The organism is Arthrobacter sp. Alg241-R88, from assembly GCF_900537115.1.
In the GTDB taxonomy this organism is placed as follows: Bacteria; Actinomycetota; Actinomycetes; order Actinomycetales; family Micrococcaceae; genus Arthrobacter.
In genome coordinates this window covers 288,701-313,807 of the sequence record NZ_UNRG01000003.1, presented here as the reverse complement: position 1 = coordinate 313,807, position 25,107 = coordinate 288,701, and the positions used below count along the sequence as shown (strand labels likewise).

23 protein-coding genes, 2 tRNA genes and 1 riboswitch are annotated in these 25,107 nt (G+C 66.3%); of the genes, 9 read left to right on the top strand and 16 right to left on the bottom strand.

Annotation, left to right across the window (positions count from 1 at the left end; all coding sequences use genetic code 11):
* Positions 1-12 precede the first annotated feature (12 nt).
* A complete protein-coding gene (locus G6R19_RS09945; protein ID WP_163164392.1) occupies positions 13-201 on the top strand; it encodes a hypothetical protein in 189 nt (62 codons plus the stop codon).
* A gap of 100 nt (positions 202-301) precedes the next feature.
* Complete coding sequence (locus G6R19_RS09940; protein WP_163164391.1) at positions 302-709, top strand: hypothetical protein; 408 nt, start codon at positions 302-304, stop codon at positions 707-709.
* Positions 710-758: 49 nt separating this feature from the next.
* Here the strand turns inward: G6R19_RS09940 and G6R19_RS09935 are convergent.
* The 6 genes from G6R19_RS09935 to G6R19_RS09910 form a co-directional block, all read right to left on the bottom strand.
* Positions 759-834: transfer RNA gene (locus G6R19_RS09935), tRNA-Asn, on the bottom strand.
* Positions 835-958: 124 nt separating this feature from the next.
* Positions 959-1,031, bottom strand: a tRNA-Asn gene (locus G6R19_RS09930).
* Positions 1,032-1,098: 67 nt separating this feature from the next.
* Positions 1,099-3,027 (bottom strand): DNA primase, encoded by a 1,929-nt coding sequence (gene dnaG / locus G6R19_RS09925; protein ID WP_163164390.1) that lies wholly within the window; start codon positions 3,025-3,027, stop codon positions 1,099-1,101.
* A gap of 52 nt (positions 3,028-3,079) precedes the next feature.
* Positions 3,080-4,369, bottom strand: coding sequence for a deoxyguanosinetriphosphate triphosphohydrolase (locus G6R19_RS09920; protein WP_163164389.1), 1,290 nt, complete (start codon positions 4,367-4,369; stop codon positions 3,080-3,082).
* Positions 4,362-5,540: a tRNA dihydrouridine synthase DusB gene (gene dusB / locus G6R19_RS09915; RefSeq protein ID WP_163164388.1), complete on the bottom strand. Its 1,179-nt coding sequence runs from the start codon at positions 5,538-5,540 to the stop codon at positions 4,362-4,364. The genes G6R19_RS09920 and dusB overlap by 8 nt, the downstream gene beginning before the upstream one ends.
* Before the next feature lie 108 nt (positions 5,541-5,648).
* Positions 5,649-7,115, bottom strand: coding sequence for a YibE/F family protein (locus tag G6R19_RS09910; RefSeq protein ID WP_163164387.1), 1,467 nt, complete (start codon positions 7,113-7,115; stop codon positions 5,649-5,651).
* Positions 7,116-7,226: 111 nt separating this feature from the next.
* Between G6R19_RS09910 and G6R19_RS09905 the strand changes: the two genes are divergently transcribed.
* Entirely contained in the window at positions 7,227-8,015 is a 789-nt protein-coding gene (locus G6R19_RS09905; protein ID WP_240341822.1) for an alpha/beta fold hydrolase, read from the top strand.
* Positions 8,012-8,812 carry a DUF1295 domain-containing protein gene (locus G6R19_RS09900; RefSeq protein WP_163164386.1) on the top strand — a complete coding sequence of 267 codons (801 nt, stop codon included), beginning with the start codon at positions 8,012-8,014 and terminating at the stop codon, positions 8,810-8,812. Before G6R19_RS09905 ends, G6R19_RS09900 begins: the two co-directional genes overlap by 4 nt.
* A gap of 75 nt (positions 8,813-8,887) precedes the next feature.
* On the opposite strand, the gene G6R19_RS09895 is transcribed toward G6R19_RS09900, so the two are convergent.
* From G6R19_RS09895 to G6R19_RS09885, 3 genes are all read right to left on the bottom strand, one after another.
* The gene (locus G6R19_RS09895; RefSeq protein WP_163164385.1) at positions 8,888-9,922 is read right to left on the bottom strand and encodes a GNAT family N-acetyltransferase; all 1,035 of its coding nucleotides are present in this window, start codon (positions 9,920-9,922) and stop codon (positions 8,888-8,890) included.
* 2 nt (positions 9,923-9,924) lie between these two features.
* Positions 9,925-11,310, bottom strand: coding sequence for a glycine--tRNA ligase (locus G6R19_RS09890; protein ID WP_163164384.1), 1,386 nt, complete (start codon positions 11,308-11,310; stop codon positions 9,925-9,927).
* Positions 11,311-11,455: 145 nt separating this feature from the next.
* Positions 11,456-12,445 (bottom strand): DMT family transporter, encoded by a 990-nt coding sequence (locus tag G6R19_RS09885; protein WP_163164383.1) that lies wholly within the window; start codon positions 12,443-12,445, stop codon positions 11,456-11,458.
* 32 nt (positions 12,446-12,477) lie between these two features.
* Here G6R19_RS09885 and G6R19_RS09880 point away from each other — a divergent pair, with 32 nt between their 5' ends.
* A complete protein-coding gene (locus G6R19_RS09880) occupies positions 12,478-12,711 on the top strand; it encodes an RNA-binding S4 domain-containing protein (RefSeq protein WP_163164382.1) in 234 nt (77 codons plus the stop codon).
* A 31-nt stretch (positions 12,712-12,742) separates the two neighbouring features.
* Here G6R19_RS09880 and G6R19_RS09875 read toward each other — a convergent pair whose 3' ends face one another.
* Positions 12,743-13,393 carry a phospholipase gene (locus G6R19_RS09875; RefSeq protein ID WP_163164381.1) on the bottom strand — a complete coding sequence of 217 codons (651 nt, stop codon included), beginning with the start codon at positions 13,391-13,393 and terminating at the stop codon, positions 12,743-12,745.
* 77 nt (positions 13,394-13,470) lie between these two features.
* Here G6R19_RS09875 and G6R19_RS09870 point away from each other — a divergent pair, with 77 nt between their 5' ends.
* From G6R19_RS09870 to G6R19_RS09860, 3 genes are all read left to right on the top strand, one after another.
* On the top strand, positions 13,471-14,340 hold the full coding sequence (locus G6R19_RS09870) for an SGNH/GDSL hydrolase family protein (RefSeq protein WP_163164380.1): 870 nt from the start codon (positions 13,471-13,473) through the stop codon (positions 14,338-14,340).
* 72 nt (positions 14,341-14,412) lie between these two features.
* On the top strand, positions 14,413-15,594 hold the full coding sequence (locus G6R19_RS09865) for a winged helix DNA-binding domain-containing protein (RefSeq protein ID WP_346010078.1): 1,182 nt from the start codon (positions 14,413-14,415) through the stop codon (positions 15,592-15,594).
* Between the two features lie 13 nt (positions 15,595-15,607).
* A complete protein-coding gene (locus G6R19_RS09860; RefSeq protein WP_163164379.1) occupies positions 15,608-16,138 on the top strand; it encodes a hypothetical protein in 531 nt (176 codons plus the stop codon).
* Between the two features lie 20 nt (positions 16,139-16,158).
* Here G6R19_RS09860 and G6R19_RS09855 read toward each other — a convergent pair whose 3' ends face one another.
* Both G6R19_RS09855 and mmsB read right to left on the bottom strand, forming a co-directional pair.
* Entirely contained in the window at positions 16,159-17,643 is a 1,485-nt protein-coding gene (locus G6R19_RS09855; RefSeq protein ID WP_163164378.1) for a CoA-acylating methylmalonate-semialdehyde dehydrogenase, read from the bottom strand.
* Positions 17,644-17,656: 13 nt separating this feature from the next.
* Positions 17,657-18,559, bottom strand: a complete 903-nt coding sequence (gene mmsB, locus G6R19_RS09850) for a 3-hydroxyisobutyrate dehydrogenase (RefSeq protein WP_163164377.1) — start codon at positions 18,557-18,559, stop codon at positions 17,657-17,659.
* Between the two features lie 139 nt (positions 18,560-18,698).
* Between mmsB and G6R19_RS09845 the strand changes: the two genes are divergently transcribed.
* Positions 18,699-19,598, top strand: coding sequence for a LysR family transcriptional regulator (locus G6R19_RS09845; RefSeq protein ID WP_163164376.1), 900 nt, complete (start codon positions 18,699-18,701; stop codon positions 19,596-19,598).
* A gap of 24 nt (positions 19,599-19,622) precedes the next feature.
* On the opposite strand, the gene G6R19_RS09840 is transcribed toward G6R19_RS09845, so the two are convergent.
* The 4 genes from G6R19_RS09840 to G6R19_RS09825 form a co-directional block, all read right to left on the bottom strand.
* Positions 19,623-20,741 carry a zinc-dependent alcohol dehydrogenase family protein gene (locus G6R19_RS09840; protein WP_163164375.1) on the bottom strand — a complete coding sequence of 373 codons (1,119 nt, stop codon included), beginning with the start codon at positions 20,739-20,741 and terminating at the stop codon, positions 19,623-19,625.
* A gap of 103 nt (positions 20,742-20,844) precedes the next feature.
* Complete coding sequence (locus G6R19_RS09835; RefSeq protein WP_163164374.1) at positions 20,845-22,227, bottom strand: MFS transporter; 1,383 nt, start codon at positions 22,225-22,227, stop codon at positions 20,845-20,847.
* Between the two features lie 182 nt (positions 22,228-22,409).
* Positions 22,410-23,525: a homoserine O-acetyltransferase gene (locus G6R19_RS09830; protein WP_163164373.1), complete on the bottom strand. Its 1,116-nt coding sequence runs from the start codon at positions 23,523-23,525 to the stop codon at positions 22,410-22,412.
* 12 nt (positions 23,526-23,537) lie between these two features.
* A riboswitch (SAM riboswitch) is annotated at positions 23,538-23,653 on the bottom strand.
* A gap of 94 nt (positions 23,654-23,747) precedes the next feature.
* Positions 23,748-25,091 (bottom strand): bifunctional o-acetylhomoserine/o-acetylserine sulfhydrylase, encoded by a 1,344-nt coding sequence (locus G6R19_RS09825; RefSeq protein ID WP_275898059.1) that lies wholly within the window; start codon positions 25,089-25,091, stop codon positions 23,748-23,750.
* Between the last annotated feature and the right edge of the window lie 16 nt (positions 25,092-25,107).

Genomic DNA, 25,107 nt, shown 5'->3' with positions numbered 1-25,107 from the left:
CCCGTGAAAAGCATGAAACGAAAGCCGCACCGGAACGGACGGGGACTTTTCCTCGGCGCGGTGCTGGGCGCCGTCGCCGGCTACTTCGCGGGGCGGCCCCTGGGCAACCCGGCCATGGGGATCGCCCTGGGAGTGGTGGCCGGCGCGGCCCTGCTGTACCGGGTCAACCCCGGGCCGTGGAACCGGCGTGACGAGTCCTAGACGGTAGCCGCCGCGCGTTCCGCATCGGACCGGCGTACCTGCCCTCCGCATCTGCGCGGGCATCTGCCTGTGCCGCCACTCCCGGGATAAAATGGTGTCCGTGCCCAGCTGGCAGGATCATCCGCCACTTCCGGCCACGTGGCAACGGTGCGATACCGGGATACTGCCACTGTGGTGGGACCGGTTGTGTGCCCAGAGCGGCGAGCAGTCGGCAGCCCTCTACGCGGCTGGACTCTTCACTGAGGACCGCCGCCGGCCCATCGCCCAGTGGCACAACCCCGCCTACGCAGCGGCCCTGCTGGTGGCTCCTGAAACCTCTCCGGAGTGGCCTGTGCAGCGCTTCGGCATCTTCTACGCGCCGCCGGACTCGGGCTTTGTCCGCGTCCATTCCGCGCCCCATGAGTGGAACCCGCGCCAGCCGCGGAAGTCGCCCACGGAACACGAGGCGTTTCTCGCCGCGATCGCCGAGGCGGAGCGGTTCCTCCAAGTGGAAATGGACTTCGTCTAGGAAAGAAAAAATCCCCGTCCCTCCGGTGGAGGAACGGGGATTTTTCTGTTGGCTCCTCCTGCTGGACTTGAACCAGCAACCCTTCGATTAACAGTCGAATGCTCTGCCAATTGAGCTAAGGAGGAATGAAGCAGGTATGACATTAGCAAAGGATTCCGGGCTAGGGAAATCGGCGCTTTTGCCGGCCATTTTATGGTTCGCGACCATAAAAAAATCCCCGTTCCGGAGGCCCGGAACGGGGATTGTGCGCTCCTCCTGCTGGACTTGAACCAGCAACCCTTCGATTAACAGTCGAATGCTCTGCCAATTGAGCTAAGGAGGAATGAAGCGGGTATTAGCCTAGCAAACACCCTGGCTGGAAGCGAAATCGGGAACAACAGGGGCCAGTCCTAGGCATCAGAGCGCAGGGCACGGCGTTCCATTTCCAGCATCATGAGCTCCCGGTTGAGCCGCTGGTACGTTTCCGGATCCGCGGCGGGGTCCAGCCGTTGGAGCTGGCCCATCTTCTCGGCCTTGACCCGGGTGATCTGGAGCTCGAAAAGCCGCGACAGGATGTCCCGGCAGTATTTCTGCACTGCTTCCTCCGTACTGGCAGGCAACGGCACCACGGCCAGTTCAGATACCAGCGGCCGCAGCGGCTCGGGGACCTCGTGCATCACGTGCTCCACCCAGCGCACGGGGTCAGCGGTGAGGGACGGGTCCGTGGCCCGCATGGCGTCATGGACCGCCTGGAAGGCCGGGGTGGCGAAACGGGCCGCGGAGAAGCGTTCCCAGATTCCGCCGGCAAGCAGAGCCGGCTCCTGCAGCGCAACCTCCAGCGCCTGCCGCTCCATGGAAGCCACCGGATCGCGAGGGTCCGGGCGGTGGAAGGACGGGACAGCGCCCGACGGCGGCCCGGCAGCTACCCCGGGTCCGCCCGGTTGGGCGGCGCCTGAGGGAGTCCGGGGACCGGGGGCAGGAGGCCCGCCTTGGTCGCCACGCTTCGCGGCGTTCTTGACTTCTGCCGTAACCAGGCGCAGCACCTCGTTCGGGTCCGGCATTCCCAGCCAGCCCGTGAGCGCCTGGCAGTAGCCCGTGCGGGTGGAAGCGTCCCGGATGGCGGCAACCACCGGAACCGAGGCCTTCAGTCCCTGCACGCGGCCTTCCACGGTGTCCAGGTTGAACTGCTTCAGCGTGGTGCGGATGGCAAATTCAAACAGCGGACGCCGGGACTGCACCAGCGCGTGTACTGCCTCGTCGCCTTTGCTTTGGCGCAGGTCGCATGGATCGGCCCCCGAGGGCTCCACGGCCACAAATGTCTGCGCCGTGAAGCGCTGGTCCTCTTCAAAGGCGCGCAGGGCTGCCTTCTGGCCGGCGGCGTCGCCGTCGAAGGTGAAGATCACTTCTCCCCCGGTGCCGTCATCCGAAAGCAGCCTGCGGGCAATCTTGATGTGCTCGGTGCCGAACGCGGTGCCGCAGGTGGCCACCGCCGTCGGAATCCCCGCCAGGTGGCAGGCCATAACGTCCGTATAGCCCTCCACCACCACCAGCTGCCGGTCCTTGGCGATGTTGCGCTTCGCGAGGTCAATCCCGTACAACACCTGGGATTTCTTGTACAGGGTGGTCTCGGGGGTGTTCAGGTACTTGGGGCCCTGGTCGTCCTCGTAAAGCTTGCGGGCACCGAAGCCGATGGTGTCCCCCGCGATGTCCCGGATGGGCCAGATAAGGCGGCCACGGAACCGGTCGTAGATGCCCCGGTTCCCTTCGGAGAACATGCCGGTGAGTTTCAGCTCGGCGTCCGTAAAGCCCCGGCCGCGGAGGTGCTTCAGCAGCGCATCCCAGCCTTGCGGGGCGTACCCCACGCCAAACTGTTCTGCGGCGGCACGGTCGAACCCGCGGCCGTGCAGGAAGGTCCGCGCCTCCGCGGCGCCGGGTGTCAGCAGCTGCGCCTGGAAAAATTCGTCGGCGATTTTGTGGGCATCCAGCAGCCGCTGCCGCCGCCCCACTTCCTCGCGGCTGGGACCGGTCCCGCCGTCCTCGTACCGCAGCTCATAACCAATCCGGGAAGCCAGTTTTTCCACGGCCTCCTGGAAGGAGCTGTGGTCCTGCTTCTGGACGAAGGCAATGACGTCGCCGTCCTCGCCGCAGCCGAAGCAGTGGTAGCGGCCCACCTGGGGCCGGACAGTGAAGGACGGCGACCGTTCGTCATGGAACGGGCACAAACCCTTAAAGGTGCCCAGGCCGGCGCCCTTGAGCGTGACGTAGCCGTCAACCACTTCCTTGATATCCGTGCGCTGGCGTACTTCGTCGATATCTTCACGTTTGATCAGCCCAGGCACAGAGCCATCCTAGCCCCGGGATACGACGGCGACGGGCGCCCTATGGCATACCTCACCACAGCGACGGAAGGCTCCCCACCAGCCGTTCGTACATGGCCAGCGCCGAGCCGTCAGTGAGTGACGCCACCTGGTCGATCACTACGCGAAGGCGTGCGCCGTCGTCGGGCGCGTCCCGCCAGTCAGCCGCGAACATCGGCTCAAGGTGCCGGTCGCCGGTGGCGCTCAGCGCCGTGACCAGGGCGTGCAGTACTTCGCGCTGGCGTTCGTAGATGGGCTGGCGGTGCTCGGTGGTCATCACAAAGGTGGTGGCCAGGCCCTTCATGACGGCGATCTCCATAACGGTCTCATCCGGCACCATGAGCTGGGCGTTGTACCGGGTGAGGTTCTCCGGACCGTAAACGGCACGGGTGGTTTCCAGGGCGCTCTGGCAGAACCGGCCGATCAACTGGCTGGTCATGTTCTTCAGGGCCGCCATGGACTTGCGGCTGCCGTCCGCTTCACGCACCCACACGTCCGTGGCCTCCAGCCGCGCCAGGGCGGCATCGATGGCGGCGGGATCATTGTGCGGGAGGTACCACTGCTTGGCGTACCCCACTACCCGGGCACGGTGGTCCGGGTTGTCCATCCAACGGAGCTGGAAGTGTCCGGCAACGATCGCGTCCTCGACGTCGTGCACCGAATAGGAGATGTCATCGGCCAGGTCCATCACCTGGGCCTCCAGGCAGGACCGGCGTTCGGGGGCACCTTCGCGGATCCAGTTGAAGATGGGCAGGTCGTCCTCATAGGCACCGAACTTGCTGGTGCGCTGCCCGTGGATCACCGGGGCTTCCAGCGCGGACCAGGGGTACTTGGCTGCGGCGTCAAGGCTGGCCCTGGTGAGGTTGAGCCCGGCCGGCTGGTTGTCCGCCGTCAGCACCTTGGGTTCCAGGCGCGTCAGCAGCCGGAGGGTCTGGGCGTTGCCTTCGAAGCCGCCGATGGCGTGTGCAACCTCGTTCAAGGCCGATTCCCCGTTGTGGCCAAACGGCGGGTGGCCCAGGTCGTGGCTCAGGCAGGCGGTGTCCACCACGTCCGGGTCGCACCCGAGGGCGCGGCCCAGCTCGCGGCCTACTTGGGCCACCTCGAGGCTGTGGGTGAGGCGCGTCCGAACGAAGTCGTCGGTGTCCGGCGCCACCACCTGGGTCTTGGCGCCCAGCCTGCGGAGCGCGGAAGAATGCAGCACCCGCGCGCGGTCACGCTCAAAGTCGGAACGGTAAACGCTTTTGGGCGGTTCCTCCACCCAGCGGGCCGAATCATGGCTGTCGTAGCCCGGCAGCACCGGTGCGCTGGTCCTGGTCTCAGCCACCGGAGACGTCCAGTTCCGCAGCGGAGATGTCCCGCGACTGGTCCGCGTTCAGCGCCCGGGATTCCAGCCAGTCCTTGGGCAGGGCGGGCTTCTTTGGCGAGCCTGCGCGGCCGCGGGGACCCTCGGCGTCGCCTCCCGGGTATGGCGAGTCCAGGTCCAGTTCGGCCAAGGTGTCCCGCAGCACCTGGAGGCTGGTCACCAGCGCCAGCCGGGTGCGCAGTTCGCCGCCCACCACGTAGCCCTTGAAGTACCAGGCGATGTGTTTGCGGATCTCGCGCAGAGCCTTGCCTTCGTCACCGAAGGTTTCCACCATAAGTTCGGCGTGGCGGTACACCCCCTCGGCCACTTGGCGCAGGTTCGGCCGGAAGCGGGTGTCGCTGCCTTCGAACGCGGCCTGCAGGTCGCCGAACAGCCACGGCCGGCCCTGGCAGCCGCGGCCCACCACCACGCCGTCCACACCTGTTTCGCGAACCATCCGCACCGCGTCTTCCGCGGACCAGATGTCGCCGTTGCCGAGCACCGGAATGTCCGGCAGCGCCTCGCGGAGGCGCGCGATCGCGGACCAGTCGGCCTGTCCCGAATAGAACTGGGCTGCCGTCCGGCCATGGAGGGCGACGGCGGCGACGCCGGAGTCGCGTGCGATCCGGCCGGCGTCGAGGTAGGTGAGGTGGTCGTCGTCGATGCCCTTGCGCATTTTGATGGTCAGCGGGATGTTGCCCTTGGAGGCTTCTTTGACGGCCGTCTGCACGATCGAGGTGAAGAGGTCAATCTTCCACGGCAGGGCCGAGCCGCCGCCGCGCCGGGTCACCTTGGGAACGGGGCAGCCGAAGTTCAGGTCGATGTGGTCCGCCCGGTCTTCCTCCACCAGCATCCGCACGGCCTGGCCCACGGTCACCGGGTCCACGCCGTACAGCTGGACGGAACGCACTTTCTCGTCGTCGTCGTGCGAGATAATCCGGAGGGATTCCGGCGTCCGCTCCACCAATGCGCGGGAGGTGACCATCTCCGCCACATACATGCCGCCGCCGTATTCGCGGCAGAGCCTGCGAAAAGCCGAGTTGGTAATGCCGGCCATGGGCGCCAGGATCACCGGGGTGTCCACGGTGATGGGGCCCAGCTTCAGGGGCGGGAGTTCCAGCCTGGGTGCGGGAGTAGTTGCTGCAACAGTCACCTATCCATTGTTGCAAAGCCGGGCAAATCGGGAGTGCCGGCACTTCCGCTCCGTCCCCAAGGCAACCGGCGCCGACAGTTCCGGCCCGTTTCCAGGCCACCGCTGCCGTCAGTCGCGCTCTGCCGCCCTGCGGCCCCGCCTTGTCTGCAGGGCCGCCGCGGCGAGGGTCCCCGTATCGTTGACGTCGTCCGGGTTAACGGCCGCGTGTGTGGCCGCACGGGCCGAACGTACAGCGCCGCCCGAACGTGCAGCGCCGGCTGCACTGTCGCCGTCGTCCGTTCCTGCCGTGCCTGTTCCTGCCGTGCCTGTTCCTGCTGTGTCCGTTCCGCCGGCACCGGACCCCGGAAGCTCCGCTCCCCGTAAACTGGTCGCCTTGACCACCAGCACCGCAATCAGGGTGGTGACCGGGATCGCCAGGACCAGGCCGATGGAACCGACCAGGGTCCTGATGACCTCTTCCGACAGTTCCGCGCTGGTGAGCGTGTCGGCGAGCGGGCGGTCGTAGAGCATCACGATGATAAGGATCGGCAGGGCCGCGCCGGCGTAGGCGAAGGCGATGGTGTAGACGGTGGAGGCGATGTGGTCGCGCCCGATGCGCATCGCTGAGGTGAACAGCTTCCGGGCGCTGCTTCCGGGGGCCAGCTCGTACAGCTCCCACACGGCGGAGGACTGCGTGATGGTCACATCGTTGAGGACACCGAGCCCGGAGATGATGAGCCCGCACAGGATCACGCCCGAGATGGAGATGTTGGCTGAGGTGTTCACCAGGGTGGTCGCTTCATGGTTGCCCACGCCGGCGAGGTTCGCGGCGCCGGTGGCCCAGGCAGCCAGGAGCGCCGTGATCCCCAGCCCGAACATGGTGCCCAGGAGGGCGGTGGAGGTCCGGGCCGAGAAGCCGTGGGCGAAGTAGAGGACCCCAATCATAATCACGGTGGATCCCACCAGGGCCAGCAGCAGCGGTGGCTTCCCTTCCACCAGGCCGGGAAGCATAAAGCTGGCCAGCACGAAGTAGGCGCCCACGAGTCCGATCAGTGCCCGCAGGCCCCGCCAGCGGGCCACCGCGATGACCACCACGGCATAGACCAGTGCGAGCAGGACTATGGGCAGGGTTCGGACGAAGTCAACAAAAATAAAGGCCGGCGAACCTTGGGAGCCTGAGGCGCCCTGGGCGTTGGACAGGTTCAGGTAGCGGATCTGGTCACCGGGTTTGACCCCGTGCGACTTCGCGACGTCCGGGTTGATGACCACCTTGACCGGGCTTCCGCCCTGATCCGGTTCCGTGAAGGCAAACGTGCACTCGGATCCCTGCTGGGTTTGGCCCTGCTGGCTTTGGCTTTGTTCGCCCGAAGGCTGCTGGCCTTGCTGGGCCACACCCTGCATGCAGTTTTCGGCGACCACACTTTGGATGGTGCCGGTGTCGAACGTGACACCGGGCGCGGCGGAGTACGGGTTGGCCAGGGAGACTCCCTCCTTGCTCCCGGAGGGCCACAGCATTGCCATGCCGGCCAGGGTCAGGAGGGTCAAGGGAATCAGCACCGCCGCGAGGATGCGGTTTGCCTTCCGGCGCGCGGCCATCGCCTGGGGCGTCGGCTCCGAATGACCTGTAGAAGCGTGGGAGTGACCGGACCCCATCAGCAGTAGAACCTCATACGTTGAACTCTACGTCCGGCACCATAGGGTTGATAAATGGATCGCCAGAACTGGAAGGAACAGGGCATGGCCAACGGCAGTACTGAGGAAAGTGGGAGTTCCGGGGCCGCAGGAAGGGGCCCCGAAAGGGCCCATCAGGCCGTCCTCAGCGTGCTTCCATCGTCCGGGCCTACCTTGGGCGTTGCGCTGGTGCTGCACGGCGGAAAGTCGCACAGCCGCGAGCCGGTGGAGGCGCGCCACCTGAGCCCTGCGAGGATGGTCCCCTTCGCAAGGCACCTGCACCGGGCCGGCAGAAAGCATGGCCTTGCGGTCTGGTCCCTTCGCAACAGCGTGCGCGGCTGGAACGGGGCTGACATGACGCCGCTGCAGGACGCGCGCTGGGCCCTGGAGCAGATCAGCAGCCAGCATCCCGGCGTTCCCGTGTTCCTGGTGGGGCATTCGATGGGCGGCCTGACCGCTGTCTGCGCTGCCGATCACCCGCAGGTGGAAGCAGTTGTGGCACTGGCGCCGTGGCTCAGCCCCGGGACTCCGGTCTCGGCAGTGGCTGGGCGGAAGGTGCTGATCGTCCACGGCACCATCGACAGGTGGACCAGCCCGTCGGCGTCGCTCGCTTTTGCCCGGCATGCCGCCGCAGATGCTGAATCCATGCAGTACGTAGCCCTGAAAGGCGCAGGGCATTTTATGTTCCGCAAAGTCCGGCTGTGGCACACGCTCTCCACCGGGTTTGTCCTGAAGGCCTTCGGCGAATCAACCGGGGCTGACGTCGAATTGCCACGGGGGTTTGAGCAACTGCTGCCGGCGTCATCACTTCAGGTGACCCTGTGACTCCCTTCCCCTGGGCGGACTTTGCAGCCGGCCTGCCCTGGACGGCGCTGACCGCCGTCGCCGTCCTCGCGGTGACCTACGCCGTGGCCGTCCGGCAGGGACGCCACTCGGTGATGGACGTGGCATGGGGACCCGGGTTCGTGGCGGTTGCCGCGGTGTCCTGGTTCCTCTCCGCCGGGGAAGGCGATGACGCCAGGCGGCTGCTGCTCCTGCTCCTGACCGCGGTGTGGGGCCTGCGCCTGGGCACCCATATCGGCTGGCGCGCCCGCGACGGCCACGAGGACCCGCGGTACGTTGCTTTGCTTGGCACTGCCCCCGGCAACAGGGATATTTATGCGCTGCGGCGGGTCTATCTGCCCCAGGGGTTGGTGATGTTCTTCGTTTCCCTGTCCGTCCAGGTTGGAATGTTCGCCACTGGCGGGCTGGGCTGGCTTGCCGTCCTGGGCGTCCTGCTCTGGCTCACCGGGTTCTTCTTCGAGAGCGTGGGCGACTGGCAGCTGCAGCAGTTCAAGCGGGACCCGCGCCGGCGTGGAACTGTCTTGGACACCGGCTTGTGGCGCCTGACCCGGCACCCCAACTACTTTGGCGACGCCGCCGTATGGACAGGGTTGTTCCTGATCGCCGCCGACTCATGGCCGGGAATCCTGACCGTCCTCTCGCCTGCATTAATGGTGTGGACCCTGGCGGCGAAGACGGGCAAGCCGCTGGCGGAGCAGGCGATGTCCGGACGGCCTGGTTACCGCGAGTACGTTGAAGCGACCAGCAGCTTCATGCCATGGCCACCCAAACGAAGCTGACGCAGTAAGTGACTCGCAGCTAACGTCCCGATATCGCCTGATGGGAGCGTCAACTGCGAGTCACCTGGATGCTGCCTAGTCCGAGACCACCAGGGTTTCCGGCCCGGCGAGGCGTGCCTTGCCGCTTTCCAGCAGCGGCTCGACGGCGGCGCGCAAGGCCGTCATCGAATCGTCCAGTTCCAGCATGACCGGGTGCTGGTAGGCAATCAGGGCGAGCATGTCCCGGACCGCCTCGGCAGCATCATCGGCGTCCAGCGCTGGCTCGTGGCCGACGAAGACGTCCGTTGGCGTTTCCGGCCCGGTGTCCTCCTGGTTTGGTGCCGCGTCAGGGTCTGCCGGCGCCGCATAACTGACGGCAAAGGCACGGATCCGCCCCTTCTTGCTTGGGGCCACACCGGCACCAAAAGCGGATTCCGGCCGGGCGCGCAGCACGATGGCGCCATGGGCACCGGTGAGGTCGTCCAGGAACAGCCGCTGCACCTGGCCCACGGACAGCACGCCCGGGGAATCCCAACCGTGGATCGCGGTGTAGTAGCGGCCCACAACGTCGGTCAGTTCCACTGAGCCGGTGGCCAGGTCCATCACGACGTCGGAGCCGGCGTTTTCGTCGTTGGCCGGCCTGCCGCCGTCGTCATCCGCTGGGAACACCGGAAGCCGGAGGGCGCCCGGTTCAACTACCACCAGCCGGGAGCGCTGGATGGGCGAAAGGCCGAAGTGCTCAGCGAAGGCGGCACCCGGGGTGCCCGGCTCCACCTTGGCGCGGAGTTTTGACACGCCCGACGGCGACTGCTCCGCTTCCCGGCGCAGCATGGTCAGGAGCGTCGCGCCGATGCCTGAGCGCCGATGGTCCCGCGCCACCTCGATGTAGGTCCAGAGCCGTTCCGGGTGCAGGGACGCCTCGTAGACGACGCCCGCCGCCACCGGGATTCCGACGCCGTCCACTACATCCTCGGCGACGATGCAGCGGCGCCAGGGCGTGCCGCTGCCCCCGGCCGATGAGACCGTCAGCGCCCCGCGGAACTGCCGGGCCTGGTACGTTTCGGGGCCACCCCAGATCTCCAGGAGGGCCAGATCGTCGCCCTCGCGCCATGCGCGGTATTCGATGGCCATTGCTAGGCGCCGATCAGGCGTGCGGCCAGGTAGCCCTCCACCTTGTCCAGGGAAACGCGTTCCTGGCTCATGGTGTCCCGCTCGCGGATGGTCACGGCCTGGTCCTCAAGGGTGTCGAAGTCCACCGTGATGCAGAACGGGGTACCGATTTCGTCCTGCCGGCGGTAGCGGCGGCCGATGGCGCCGGCATCGTCGAAGTCGATGTTCCAGTTCTTTCGCAGCTGCGCGCCAAGGTCCTTGGCCTTCGGTGACAGGTCCTCGTTGCGGCTCAGGGGCAGCACGGCGGCCTTGACCGGGGCCAGGCGCGGATCCAGCTTCAGGACGGTGCGGACGTCCACGCCGCCCTTGGCGTTGGGCGCCTCGTCCTCGGTGTAGGCGTCCACCAGGAACGCCATGAAGGAGCGGGTGAGGCCTGCCGCCGGTTCGATGACGTAGGGGGTGTACCGCTCGTTGGTGGCCTGGTTGAAGTAGCTCAGGTCCTGGCCGGAGGCCTTGGCGTGGGTGGAGAGGTCAAAGTCGGTGCGGTTGGCGATGCCTTCCAGCTCGCCCCATTCCGAGCCCTGGAAGCCAAAGCGGTACTCGATGTCCGTGGTGCCCTTCGAGTAGTGGCTCAGCTTTTCCTGCGGGTGCTCGAAGAACCGCAGGTTTTCCTCGCGGATGCCCAGGCCGGTGTACCAGGACATGCGCTCCTTCATCCAGTACTGGTGCCATTCCTCATCGGTGCCGGGCTCGACGAAGAACTCCATTTCCATCTGCTCGAACTCGCGGGTGCGGAAAATGAAGTTGCCGGGCGTGATCTCGTTGCGGAAGGACTTGCCGATCTGGCCGATGCCGAACGGCGGCTTCTTGCGCGAGGTGGTGAGGACGTTGTTGAAGTTCACGAAGATGCCCTGGGCCGTTTCCGGGCGCAGGTAGTGCATGCCTTCCTCATTGGCCACCGGGCCAAGGAAGGTCTTGAGCAGGCCGCTGAATTCCTGCGGTTCGGTCCACTCACCGCGGGTTCCGCAGTTGGCGCAGGCAATGTCCTTCAAGCCGTTCTCGGCGGGGCGGCCCTTCTTCTCCTCGTATTCCTCCTCGAGGTGGTCCGCGCGGTAGCGCTTGTGGCAGGAAAGGCACTCCACCAGCGGGTCGGAGAAGACCTCAACGTGGCCGGAGGCTTCCCACACCTGGCGGGGCAGGATAACGGAGGAGTCCAGGCCCACCACGTCCTCGCGGCCGCGGACCATTGACTGCCACCACTGGCGCTTGATGTTTTCCTTCAGCTCGGCGCCGAGGGGCCCGTAGTCCCAGGCAGAGCGCGAACCTCCGTAGATCTCACCGGCCTGGAACACAAAGCCCCTCCGCTTGGAGAGGGAAATGACCTGGTCGAGAACGGATTTTGCTGCCATGGGGTAACTCCAATTTCTACAGGGCCGCTGGGTGCGGTCCGCGGTTTTCAGGCCCCGGGCAAGCCGGAGGCGCATGACCGCTGGCTGCCGCGGGGGCGGATGAAGGAAAGATGCGAAAAAGCTGCGTGTCCTAGCCTACCGGTGCCTACCTGCGGAGCGCGCCCCGCGGCCAGGGCAGGGTTGCCAGGATGATGGCGGCCAGCGTCAGGACCGTGCCGAGCACTGTGGCCGGGGCAACCACGGTCCCCGGCGCCGGCAGGATCACGTCAAGGGCAAGCGAGCCGAGCAGCTGCCCGGCGATCATGCCCAGGCCCGTGACCAGGACGCCCAGGCTGCGGACCAGCAGTGCGCCCAGGCCGATGAACACGCATCCCATCGGGCCGCCGACGTAGTACCACCACTCCCCCGGCAGCGGGTTGCCCGCGCCAACCACGGCCAGCTTGATGGCGTATGCCGTCCAGAGAACCACCGAACCGGCCACGAAATTGACCAGGGTGGCGGCGATCGGTGTGCCGTAGTGAACGGTGGCTGTTCCGTTCATGGCCTGCTGGAAGCTCATCAGGAACCCGGCGGCGACGGGGAGCAGGAGCGGAAGCAGCAAGTCCGCCGGCCCGCCGTCGGACCCTGTTCCGGGCCCGGCGCCCGCGGCGAACCGCGGGGACACAGCCCAGGCGACGGCGGCAATGGTCAAGAGGCAGCCGACAATCCGGATCCCGGTGACCGGCTTCCGGCCCGCCGGCCCAATCCCCAGCCGGTCCACCAGCAGCCCGCTGACGGTCTGCCCGGTGACGGTGGCAACCGTGAAGAGGGCAACGCCCAGGATGCCCACCGTAAAGGACTGCGCAAAGACGAACAGCGCCCCAATGCCGCCGGCAAGGACGTAGACCCGGGGAAACGCCCGGGTGCGGACAGCCGGCAGGATGCTGGCCAGACCGGCCCGGCCGCGCGGCAGGAGCAGCGAGATCAGGATCATCACCACGAGCCCTGTGCTGAAGCTCACCACGGAAGCGGCGATGCCGTCGTTCAACCGGGCACCCAGCGCACCGTTAATCCGGCCCTGCAGGGGAATGGCAAGGCCTGCGCCCACCGCTAAGGGAAGGCCTGCAAGCAACGGCAGGCGATGGGTGGAGGTCACTGAATCCACCTTACGTCAGGCATTATTGCTTCATGAGCAACCGTGTTGAAGACATCCCCATCCGCGACAGCATGATCCGCCTTGGCCAGCTGCTCAAGCTCGCCAACCTGGTGGAAGACGGCGTTGAGGCGGCGGACCTCATCAAGAACGGGCTCGTCAAGGTCAACGGGGAGATCGACGACCGCCGCGGCCGCCAGCTGCACAATGGCGATACCGTCACGGTCAACGGGCAAACGGTCCGGGTGGTGGCACCCGAGGCAGGTTAACCTGCCCGGGCCCGCACCCGTCGTCGTCCGCCTACTTCTTGAGGACTTCGTGAGTGAGGAATTCACCCACGTGGCCGATCTCCTGCTGGTTGATTCCGTGCCACATGCCTGTGTACAGGACCTTGGTGAGTTTGACGTGCTTGCGGACCCAGCCCATGGTGTAGTCGATCTTGTCCGGGGTAATCACGGGGTCCTGCTGGTCCCGGCCCCAGAACAGGGGAACGGTGCCATCCAGTTCGTCGTCCCTAAAGCTGGGGTCGTCGCCTGCGTCCACCACAAAGCCTGAGAGCCCAACGACGGCCGCGAAATCGGTGGGCCGCTGCCGCAGGAGCGTGGTGGCCATGGCCATTCCCATCGAGAAGCCGAGCAGGGAAACCGAGGGGTGCCCCACCTTGATGGTGTCGATCCAGTCCAGCACAAAGGACGACGCCGCCTTGACCCGCTCCAGGGAGTAGTCAATGGACGCCGTCAGCGGGAACCAGGTGAACCCCGGGCCCATGGCGATGGGAGCCCGGATGGAAGCGACGGCGAAGTCCCCGGGCAGCAGGTCAGCCAGACTGAGCAGGTCCTGTTCGTTGGCGCCGTAGCCGTGCAGCAGTACCAGCAGCGGCCTGCCGTCGCGCTGGTCCTCCTCATGGGACCACAGGACAACAGGGGCAGGAAATACTTCGGCTTCAGTCATGGTTTCCATTGTTACAGCTACCGAAAGGTAACAACCTACGTTCGCGTAGCCAGTGAAGCGGAAGGCAGGATAGGACCGTGACTGACACAAGTGCCATTCAATCCCCCACTGCCCGCGCCGGATCCCACCCCTGGACCCGCTACGTGGCAATGGGCGATTCCTTCACGGAGGGCATCGGCGACCCCGAGCCCTCACGCCCCGGCGGCTACCGCGGCTGGGCGGACAGGGTGGCGGAGGAACTGGGCCGTACGCAGCCCGACTTCGCCTACGCGAACCTGGCAGTGCGCGGCAGGTTGCTGCAGCAGATCGTGGACCAGCAGCTTGCCCCGTGCCTGGCGCTCAAGCCGGACCTCGTCACCCTTTCGGCCGGCGGCAACGACCTGCTGCGCCCGGGCGGCGACCCTGATGCCCTGGCTGAGAAGCTCGACTCGGTGGTGCAGATCCTGGCAATGGGCGGTGCAACGGTGGTCCTCTTCAACGGACCGGACACCGGCTCCTCGGTGCTGGGCAGGATCCGCAGCAAGGTGGCCATCTACAACGAAAACCTGCGTACCGTGGCTGCCCGGCATGATGCCGTTATCGCCGACATGTGGTCGCTGCGGCAACTCAGCGACCCGCAGATGTGGGACCGGGACCGGCTGCACTTCTCCCCTCTTGGCCACCATACGATCGCGGCCATGGTGCTGGACTCGCTGAACGTGGAGCACACGCTGGAGCCGCTGCAGCCCAAACCACTGCCGCCCCGCACCTGGCGCGAGGCGCGCTCCGGAGACCTTGTGTGGGCCCGCGAGTACTTTGTTCCGTGGGTACTGCGCAGGCTGCGCCACCAGTCCTCCGGGGACGGGATCACCGCAAAGCGTCCGACGCCGGGCCCCATCTTTGGTCCGGGCGTTCCGCTGGGATCCGGCGAGGGTCCGCTGGGGACTGCTGAGCCTGCCCGGCGCTAGCGCCGGGGCGATGCATCCGGACAGGCGGCGGGCAGCCGCGTCACGAAGCTCTCTTAATACAGCTAGGTGGCGATGGATATGGAACCGGATGCGGTAGTACGGCAGCGGCTTTCCTCCCAGCTGCTCCGCGAACCAGGCGCTCCCTCGCCGGAGGCCGCCCTGCGCAACCTGCTGGCCGTGCAGGCACAGGAATTTCCCTACGCCAGATGGAGCCTCGCCCAGCGGGTATCAGGCAGTGTTGATCCGCCGGTGACGGCAGCGGACATCGAGGGCGCAGTGGCCGATGGCCGGATCCTGCGCACTCATATCCTTCGCCCCACCTGGCATTTCGTCCACCGGGACGACCTCCGCTGGCTGTCAGCCCTCTCGGCCCCACGGCTCCACCAGGCCAACGCGGCGACGTACCGTCTCACCGGAATCGATGCCGCAACTGCCACCCGGGCCGGGGAGGTGTTGGCCGGGGCTGTGGCGGGTGGTAACCACCTCACCCGCGAGCAACTCGCCGGAAAGCTGCAGGCCGCCGGCATCGGGGCCAGTGGACTGCGCCTTGCGTACATCATCATGCACGCCGAGGTCAGTGGTGTCCTTGTCAGCGGCACGCCTGTCCGCAGCCGCGGCGGGGCGCTAAAACAGACTTATGCCCTCTTTGACGAGCGGGTTCCGGCCGGCAGGCAACCGACGCCGGACCGCGAGGAAGTGCTGGCTGAACTGGCCTTCCGCTATTTCTCCAGCCGCGGGCCCGCCACGGCCAAGGACTGCGCCGGCTGGTCGGGTCTAACTGTGACGGACGTCCGGAAGGGGCTACAGGCGGCCTGGGAGGCACGGCCCAATGCGCTGGCCGCCACCGTGATTGACGGCGTCGAGCATCACTTCGCGGCCGACCAGCCCGGTCCGGGGACGCAAGCCGGCCGGACTACGGTCCAGGGTCCCCGGGTGGACCTGGTCCAGTGCTACGACGAATACATCATGGGCTATTCGGCCACCCGGCATTACATGGGCGGCGGAGCTCCCGCATTCCCTTTCGAAGGCCAGCCGATGCACGTGGTGCTGCTGGACGGGCGGATGGCCGGTTCCTGGCGGCATACGCTGCTTCCCGGACGGTGTGAGCTGGATATCCGGCTCACCAGTGCCGACGACCGGCCGGGTTCCCCGCTGGCAGCCGCAATTCAGGAAGCAGTTGAGCGGTACGGCGCCTTCACCGGACTCCCGGCCGTCCGAGTGCACCACGGGGCTAAGCTGGAAGGACACACATGAGAGGCACGGCACCGTGAGCAACTTGTTTTTCTGGATCATCATTTTGTCATTCCTGATCCCGATGGCCATGCGGATGTACCGGAAGTCTGTCGCCCGCAGGAACCACGAGCAAAGCTTTTCCGGGCGCTACCCCGAGCAGTTCCCCGGCGGAGGGCAGTTCCCGGGCGGTGGCCAGTTCCCGGGCGGCCAGTTCCCCGGTTCGGCCGGCCCGCAGAGCAAACAGCCCCGGGACGGCTACACCCAGCAGGACTATTTCAGCGGCGGATTCCGTGAACTTGACCGGCCCCATCCACTGCCGCCCATCCAGCCGGTTCCACCCATGGACCAGCAGTTTCCGCCGTACGGGCAGCCCCAGCCGGAACAACCCCGGCAGGGGCAACCCCAAGCCCCGCAGCAGCCCGCGGCACCTGCCACTCCCCCGCCGCCGTCGGCCCCGCAGGGCTACCGCGCACGCAAGCTCGCCGAACTGGATGAGAAGTACAGCAACGGGGAACTTTCCGTGGAGGAGTACATGACCCGCCGCGGCGAGATCATGAACGGCTGACCTGCGTCAGTCCTCCTGCGTCAGTCCACCTGCGGAAAGCCCAGGTCGATGACGGAGGTCGAGGGGTCCGGCCACCGTGTGGTGACCACTTTGCCCCTGGTGTAGAACCGGATGCTGTCCGGCCCGTACATGTGCGTGTCGCCAAACAGGGAGTTCTTCCAGCCGCCGAAGGAGAACGTGCCAACCGGCACCGGGATGGGCACGTTGACGCCCACCATGCCCGCCTCGACGTCGAACTCGAATTGGCGGGCCGCGCCGCCGTCGCGGGTGAAGATGGCAACCCCGTTGCCGAACTCGTTGTCGTTGACCAGGCGGACCGCATCGCTGTAGGTATCCACCCGGACCACGGACAGGACGGGGCCGAAGATTTCGTCGTCGTACACCTTCATGCCCGGCTTGACGTGGTCCACCAGGCTGACTCCGATGAAGAACCCGTTCGAATCGAACTGCTGCGAACGGCCGTCGACAACCACCGTGGCACCCTCGTTTTCGGCACCAGCCACATAGGAGGCCACCCTCTCCCGGTGTTCGGCAGTGATCAGCGGCCCCATCTGCGATGCCGGATCGGTGCCTGGACCGATCGTCAGGGTAGCCATCCGGCTCTGGATGGCCGCCACAAGGTCGTCTGCGATGGCGCCGACGGCGACGAGAACGCTGACCGCCATGCAGCGCTCGCCTGCCGAGCCGTAGGCAGCCGAGATTGCGGCGTCTGCCGCCATGTCCAGGTCAGCGTCCGGCAGGACCACCATGTGGTTCTTGGCCCCGCCCAGGGCCTGGACCCGCTTGCCGTGGTCCGCGGCACGCTTGTAAATCGACTGCGCAATGGGCGTTGAGCCCACGAAGCTGACAGCTTTGACGTCCGGGTGTTCGAGCAGGACGTCCACCGCCTCTTTGTCGCCCTGCACCACGTTCAGCACACCGGCCGGCAGGCCCGCTTCGGCGAAAACTTCCGCGATGAACACGGCCGAGGACGGATCCTTTTCGCTGGGCTTCAGGAGCACGGTGTTCCCGCACGCCAGGGCGCTGCCGATCATCCAGAGCGGCACCATGGCCGGGAAGTTGAACGGGGTGATGCAGGCCACGACGCCCACGGGCTGCCGGACGGAGTGGACGTCCACGCCGCTGGAGACCTGCTCGGAGCGTTCCCCCTTGAGCATGTGGGACAGCCCGGTGGCGAACTCGATGTTCTCGAGTCCGCGGGAGATTTCCCCTTCGGCGTCGGAGAGTACTTTGCCGTGCTCACTGGTCAGGATGGCGGCCAGCTCGGACTTGCGCTGGGTCAGGATTTCGCGGACGCGGAAGAAGATGTTGGTCCGTTTGGCCAGGCTCGTGGCCCGCCAGGCCGGCAGCGCTGCCGAGGCGGCGGCAATGGCTTCTTCTACCCGGGCAGCGGAGGCCAGTGCCACCTGCTTTTCCTGCTCTCCGGTAGCAGGGTTGTAGACAAGGCCGAAGCGTTCGGCGTCGGCAACGCGGCCGCCGTTGATGTAATGCGGAATGGTGTGCATGGAGGTCTCTCTTCTACTTTGCTGAATCCAGGGAACCGTCGGCGAGCTTGATGATCATGGAGCAGTCCTTGCCGGACTGGCCCGCATCAATGAGGCGCTGGTACAGCTGCTGAACGTGCTTGCCGATTTCAAGCGGCGTTCCGGTGTCCTCGGCAGCACTGATGGCCAGGCCGATGTCCTTGTTCGCCAGCTCGGCGGTAAACGTTGGTGCGAAGTCATTGTTGGATGCAGCGCTGGGGACCACGCCGGGAACGGGGTACCAGGTGCGCAGGGCCCAGCTGTCCCCGGAGGAAACGGATGCGATGTCCCAGAACACCTTCTTGTCCAGGCCCAGCCGGTCCGCCAGCACGGCACCCTCGGCAGTGGAGGCCAGGTTGATCAGGAGCATCAGGTTGTTGCAAATTTTCGCCGCCTGGCCGGTGGTGGCTCCGCCGGTTGGGATGATGTTGGCTGCCATCGGCTCGATGTAGCGCGTGGCGTCGGCCACGGCATCCGCTTCACCACCCACCATAAACGTGAGCGTTCCCGCCTTGGCCCCGCTCATTCCGCCCGAGACAGGGGCATCAACGAAGCGGAAGCCGGCGGCAGCGGCGGCGTCGTGCAATTCCCCGGCGGCGGCGATATCGATCGTGGAGGAATCGACCAGGAGTGTGCGCGCATCAGCATGCGCCAGCACCCCGTCCCCGCCCAGGTAGACAGCCTTGGCATGCTCGCCCTTGGGAAGCATGGTGAAGACGACGTCGGCGCCCGCCACTGCCTCGGCGATGCTCCCGACCGGCTTCACCCCGCCCGCCTCCGCAGCGGCGAGAGCGGCCGGGTTGAGGTCGAATCCCCGAACGTCGTGACCGGCCTTGGCGAGGTTTCCCGACATGGAACCGCCCATGTTTCCCAAACCGATCCAACCGACTACTGCCATGGCATAAGCTCCTTCGCTGTGCCTCCGGCCGAGGGCAGCCGGAAGGTCTGTGTCCACCATCACACCCTGCTAGAGTGCAATCAAGGGGAAAAATCACAGATGGCATGTGCACTGATGCACAAGAAGGAAAGGGCACCGGGTGGCGCGGCTTCCGAGTCCGGACGACTTACTGATTTTGCTCACGGTGGCTCGGCTTGGACGCTTCAATGCCGTCGCGGAAACGATGGGCACCACCCACACCACCATCTCCCGCCGGATCCTCGCCCTCGACAAGCAACTCGGCGGCCGCACCCTGGAGCGCAGCCCGCACGGCTGGGAACTGACGGAGCTGGGGGCTTCGGCCGTGGCCGCGGCGGAAACGATTGAAGAAACGCTGGGGTCGTTGGCGGCCGTTACGGGCCAGGACCGGGATGCCCTGTCCGGCATGGTGCGCCTGAGCACCTCCGACGGTTTCGGCGCCGAATTCGTGACCCCTGCGCTGGTCCGTCTTCAGCAGCGGCATCCCCTGCTGAATGTGGAGATGCTCAGTGCCACGCGCAAAGTCAGCCAGAACCGCTCCGGCGTGGACCTGGAAGTGGTGGTTGGCCGCACGGACGTGAGCAACGCGCAGGCCATCTTCCTGACCAACTACTTCCTTCGGCTCTACGCCAGCCCGGCCTACGCCGCCGAGCGGGGCCTGCCGGACACGCCCGACGGCGTGGGGCAGCACGGCTTCGTCTCTTACGTTGAGTCGGCTCTCCAGGTTGCCGAACTGGGCCACCGGTCCTCGCAGCTGCCCGTGCCGAAGTCCAGCTTCCAGGCGACGAGCATCTTTGCCCAGGTGGAGGCCGTGCGCCGCGGCGCCGGCATCGGTTTGCTTCCAAACTTCATGGTGGCGCGGAATCCGGAGTTCGTTCCGGTGCTCCCCGACGCCTTCCAGCGCCAGGTGCCCATCTGGGCCGTGGCACGGCCGGAATCGTTGCGGTCCGCCCGGGTGCAGGCCGTGATCGCTGCGCTGAAGGAAGAAGTTACCAAACGCCAGGACTTGCTGGCTGCCTAGGTCTCGGTCCTCGGGAGCCGTTTTTCAGGCTTGGAAGAGCCGCCTCACAACTTGCCCCGCGGCCAGCGCATCGAGGCCTTCGTTGATCTCTTCAAGCGGCCGGGTGTCGGTGTGCAGCAGCTCAACAGGAAGCCTGCCCTCCCGCCAGTATCCAAGGTACAGGGGGATGTCCCGGCCCGGAACGGCGTCGCCCATATACGAGCCCAGCAGCCGCTTGCCCGCCCCCGCGAACTGGAGCGCGGGCACAGTGAGTTCCGCCGTTGGGTGCGGCAGCCCCACCGAGACCACGGCGCCGCCACGCGTTACCTGCTCGAGGCAGGATGCAATGACCCGGGCTGATCCTACAGCTTCGATGGCGGTGTCCACGCCGTCGCCGGCGGCCTCCTGGATCAGGCGGGGAGCCTCGTCCGGGGTCCCCACGGCGGTTGCCCCGCACTCCAGGGCGAGGCCGTGCTTGCCGGTATTCGGATCGATGGCGATCACGGAGGAGGCACCGGCCAGGGTAGCGGCCATGACGGCCGAAAGCCCCACAGCGCCGAGGCCGAAGACCGCGACGGACTGGCCTTGCTGGACGGCCGCGGTGTTGAGGACAGCTCCCATCCCGGTGAGGACGGCGCAACCGAACATTGCCGCGACTGTGTCGGGGACGTCGTCGTCGATGACCACCACCGATTCGCGGGCCACCACGGCGTAATCGGCGAAGGCCGAAACCCCCAGGTGGTGGTTGATCCGCTTCCCCGCGGGCGTCCGCAGCAGCGCCTCACCGTGCAGCAGGTCCCCCGACCCGTTGACTTCCGCCGCACGGTGGCAGAGTGCCGGGCGGCCCGCCCGGCATGCACGGCAGTCGCCACAGCTGGGGACGAAGACCAGGACCACGTGGTCCCCGGGGGAAACATCCGTGACACCTTCACCCACCGCGGCAACCCGCCCAACAGCCTCGTGTCCCAGTGCCATGGGAAGGGGCCTGACGCGGGAGCCGTCAACCACTGACAGGTCCGAGTGGCACAGGCTCGAGTAGGTGATGGTGATGCCCAGCTCGCCTGCGCGGGGTTCCGGCCGGTCAAGCTCCTCGACCCGAAGGGGATGCGCTTCGGTGTAGCTGGTGCCGGACGGGACGGTGGAGTAGAGGACGGCTGCTTTCATGGGAGATCCTGACTTCGTCGAAGGTGCTGACGCCCAACTGCCCGGGCCTGCGGGGTCGCGGGTCCGGGCAGTTGGTGCTGTGTGGCTCTGGTGGTGCCGGTGACTATTTCTTGCCGGCCGCGAGCAGGTCGGCGGTGCCCTTGGCGTCGGCTGCGTCCACGTCGTGGAGCGAGATGCCGCGGGTCTCCTTGAGGAAGAACACGGCGATGGCGGTCACGATGCAGGCTCCCAGCAGGTAGAGCGCCACCGGAGTGGAGGACTTGAAGCTATTCAGCAGCGAGGTGGCGATGATCGGTGCCAGCGATCCGGCGACGATGGAGGTCACCTGGTAGCCCAGGGAAACGCCGGAGTACCGCATCCGGGTGGGGAACATCTCTGCCATGATGGACGGCTGGCCAGCGTACATCAGCGCGTGGAACAGCAGGCCGATGGTGATGGCGGCCAGGATGACGATGTCGTTGCCGGTGTCCATCATGGGGAAGGCGAAGAAGCCCCAGGTGCCGCCGAGGATGGCGCCTGCCATGTAGACCGGGCGCCGGCCGAACGCGTCCGACATTTTGCCGACGAGCGGGACGGCGCAGAAGTGGATGAAGTGCGCCACGAGCAGGAGCAGGAGGATGCGGGAGGTGTCAGTCTGGACGATGATCTTCAGGTAGGTGATGGAGAACGTGACCACAAGGTAGTACAGGATGTTCTCGGCAAAACGCAGGCCCATGGCGGTAAAGACGCCGCGCGGGTAGCGGCGGAAGACTTCGGCCACACCGTAGCCCTTCTTCTCCACCGTGACTTCCTTGCGGGCTTCAATGAAGATCGGCGCATCCTGGACCTTGGTGCGGATGTAGTAGCCGACGATCACGATCACGGCGGAGAGCCAGAAGGCGACGCGCCAGCCCCAGCCAAGGAATGCTTCCTGGGACAGCGTGGCCGAAAGGGTGAACAGCACGCCGGTGGCCAGGAGGTTGCCCATCGGCACGGCGGACTGTGGCCAGCTGGACCAGAACCCGCGGGACTTGTTGGGGCTGTGCTCGGCAACCAGCAGCACGGCGCCGCCCCATTCACCGCCGACGGCGAAGCCCTGCACGAAGCGCAGGAACACCAGGAGGGCCGGAGCCCAGTAGCCGATCTGGGCGAAGGTGGGCAGGCATCCCATCAGGAACGTGGCAACGCCCACCAGGATGATGCTTAGCTGCAGCAGCTGCTTGCGGCCGAACTTGTCTCCGAAGTGGCCAAAGACGATGCCGCCGATGGGGCGGGCCACGAAGCCCACGGCATAGGTGACGAAGGCGGCGATGATGCCATCAAGTTCGGTCCCTGAATTGGGGAAGAACATCTTGCCGAACACCAGGGTGGCGGCGGAGGCATAGAGGAAAAACTCGTACCACTCAACAACAGTGCCGGCCATGGAGGCCGTAACCACTTTCTTCAGGCCGGAGGCCTTGACGTCGGTTTCCTCGGGCCGCCGTGCGGCGGAGCTTTCCGTACTCATTTAGTGAACTCCTTCGGCGTCGTCTTCGACACCACTGGGACAGGCTGTGGCGGATACGCGTGATTTTGGCCACGAACCGCCGGGTCCCATTGAGTATGGTCTGCCTCTCCGCCCAGCTCAACGGCGAATCATGCAGAGCCCATCTGCATTAATGCACATATTCGGGCTTTTGGGAGGTGGCGCTATGCCAAAAGGTGCTCGCGGAGCTGCGATCCCAGCTGGCCGATCTCGGTGAGAAACCCGTCGTGCCCAATGGGCGCCTCGATGAGGTGGACGTCAACCTCTCCGGGAAGGGCCCGCGCCAGCTCCCGTGACTGGGACGGGAAGTAGAGCCGGTCGGAGTCCACAGCGGCGACAAAAAAGCGCGCATTGACACTGGACAGGGCCTGGGCGAGCGGCCCCCGTCCCCGGCAGATGTCGTGGCTCATCAGGGCCTCGGTGATGGCGATGTAGCTGTTGGCGTCGAAGCGCTGGACCAGTTTGGTGCCCTGATGATCCAGGTAGCTCTCCACCTGGTACCGCCCGCGGGCTGCCAGCTGCTCGCCCTGAAGCGGCGATTCGGGCGACTGCGGCGCGCGTCCGAACCGTCCGTCCAGCTCCACCGGGGAGCGGTATGTAATGTGGGCGATGCGGCGGGCCAGGGCCAGGCCCTCCTCGGGGGCGGGTCCGTTGTAGTAGTCACCGCCGTTGAAATTGGCGTCCTGCCGGATGGCGAGGGTCTGTGCCTGCGCAAAGGCGATCTGCTCGGCGGTACTCGCGGCGCCCACGGCAATCACAGCACAACGCCGCACCCGCTCCGGGTACATAACAGCCCATTCCAGCGCCCGCGCCCCGCCCATCGATCCGCCCAGCACGGCAAACCAGCTCTCGATCCCCAACTGGTCGGCCAGGCGGGCCTCCGCCACAGTGCTGTCCCGCAGGGTCACCAGCGGAAAACGCGAGCCCCAGGGCGCTCCGTCCGGAGCAAGCGACGACGGGCCCGTGGACCCATAGCAGCCGCCCACGATGTTGATGGACACTACGAAGAAACGGTTGGTATCCACCGGCGCACCCGGCCCGGCGAGTTGTTCCCACCAGCCGGGTTCGTCGGTATCGCCCCGGGTTACGTGGGTGCTGCCGGTCAGGGCGTGTTCGATGAGGACGGCGTTGCTGCCGTCCTCGTTCAGAGTGCCCCAGGTTTCGTAGGCCAGGGTGACGTCCGGCAGGTATCCGCCGGCTTCCAGCTTCAGTCCCCCGATGGAGGCATAGCGGACAATCCCGTGTTCGGGGACGGTGGTACGGGTGACGGTAACCGTCATGGCAAGACCTCTTCTACGCGCTTGCCCGCCGTCGAATGACCGGCAGGCCAGGTCTTCACCCGGGGCACCCCACCGCGGAAGGAGGGTTGCCGGCCAGCAAGCCGGGGCTGTCACTGGCACTCATGACCTGGTTCGAGTGTACGAAACAGGCCCTGCCTGCCGCCAAGAGTGTGACTGGTTGTGACTTCCCCGGCCCGCGCCGCGCTGGTGCCTTGGGTACGGTTAGGCGCTGGTGGCCTCCTTGGCCGCCCGGAAGCCGGCCTCGAGGTCAGCCAGGATGTCATCGATATGCTCGATCCCCACCGACAGCCGCACCAGGCCGGGGTTCACGCCGGCAACCACCTGCTGCTCCGGTGAGAGCTGGCTGTGGGTGGTCGACGCCGGATGGATCACCAGGGAGCGGACGTCACCGATGTTTGCCACGTGGGAGTGCAGCTCCAGCGCGTCCACAAAGCGCTTGCCCGCCTCCGCGCCGCCGGCGAGGTTGAACGACACAATCGCGCCGGTGCCCTTGGGACCGTACTTGCGTCCGCGCTCGTACCAGGGGCTGGACGGCAGCCCGGCGTAGGCGACGGATTCGACGTCGTCACGCGCTTCCAGCCATCGGGCAACTTCCAAGGCATTGCCGACGTGACGTTCCACCCTCAGGCTCAGGGTCTCCAGTCCCTGGGCGATAAGGAAGGCGTTGAAGGGCGACACTGCCGAGCCAAGGTCGCGCAGCAGCTGCACCCGGGCCTTCAGAATGTAGGACAGGTTGGCACCCAGGGCACCGTCGGCGCCGAGGTCGCGGGCATATACCAGCCCGTTGTAGGTGGGGTCCGGGGTGTTGAAGCCGGGGAATTTCGCAGGGTCCTTGCCGAAGTCGAACTTGCCGGAGTCCACGATGACGCCGGCGATCGCGGAACCATGGCCGCCCAGGTATTTGGTGGCCGAGTGCACCACGACGTCCGCGCCCCATTCCAGCGGGCGGATCAGGTACGGGGTGGACAGGGTGTTGTCCACGATCAGGGGCACGCCGGCCTCGTGCGCAACCTGGGAAACGCCTTCGATGTCCAGGACGTCCTGCCGCGGGTTGGAGACCACCTCACCAAAGAACAGCTTGGTGTTGTGCTGCACGGCGGCGCGCCACTGGTCCAGGTTGTCCGGGTCCGCCACAAACGTGACACTGATGCCGAACTTCTTCAGGGTGTGGGCGAAGAGGTTGTAGGTGCCGCCGTACAGGCTGGGGCTGGCCACAATGTGGTCCCCCGACTCGGCAATATTCAGGACCGCAAAGGTTTCAGCGGCCTGGCCCGAGCTGAGCAGCAGGGCTCCCAGGCCGCCTTCGAGGCTTGCGATCCGCTGTTCCACGGCTTCCTGCGTGGGGTTGCCGATCCTGGTGTAGATGGGCGCCAGCTCGGCAAGGGCAAAGCGGTTCGCTGCGCTCTCGGCGCTGGGGAACACAAAGGACGTGGTTTGGTAAATCGGAAGTGCACGGGCACCCGTGGCAGCGTCCGGCTCCTGCCCTGCGTGGATCTGGCGGGTTTCGAAAGACCATCCGTTGGACAATTGAGGCTCCTTTGACATGGGCCCGGCATGCTCG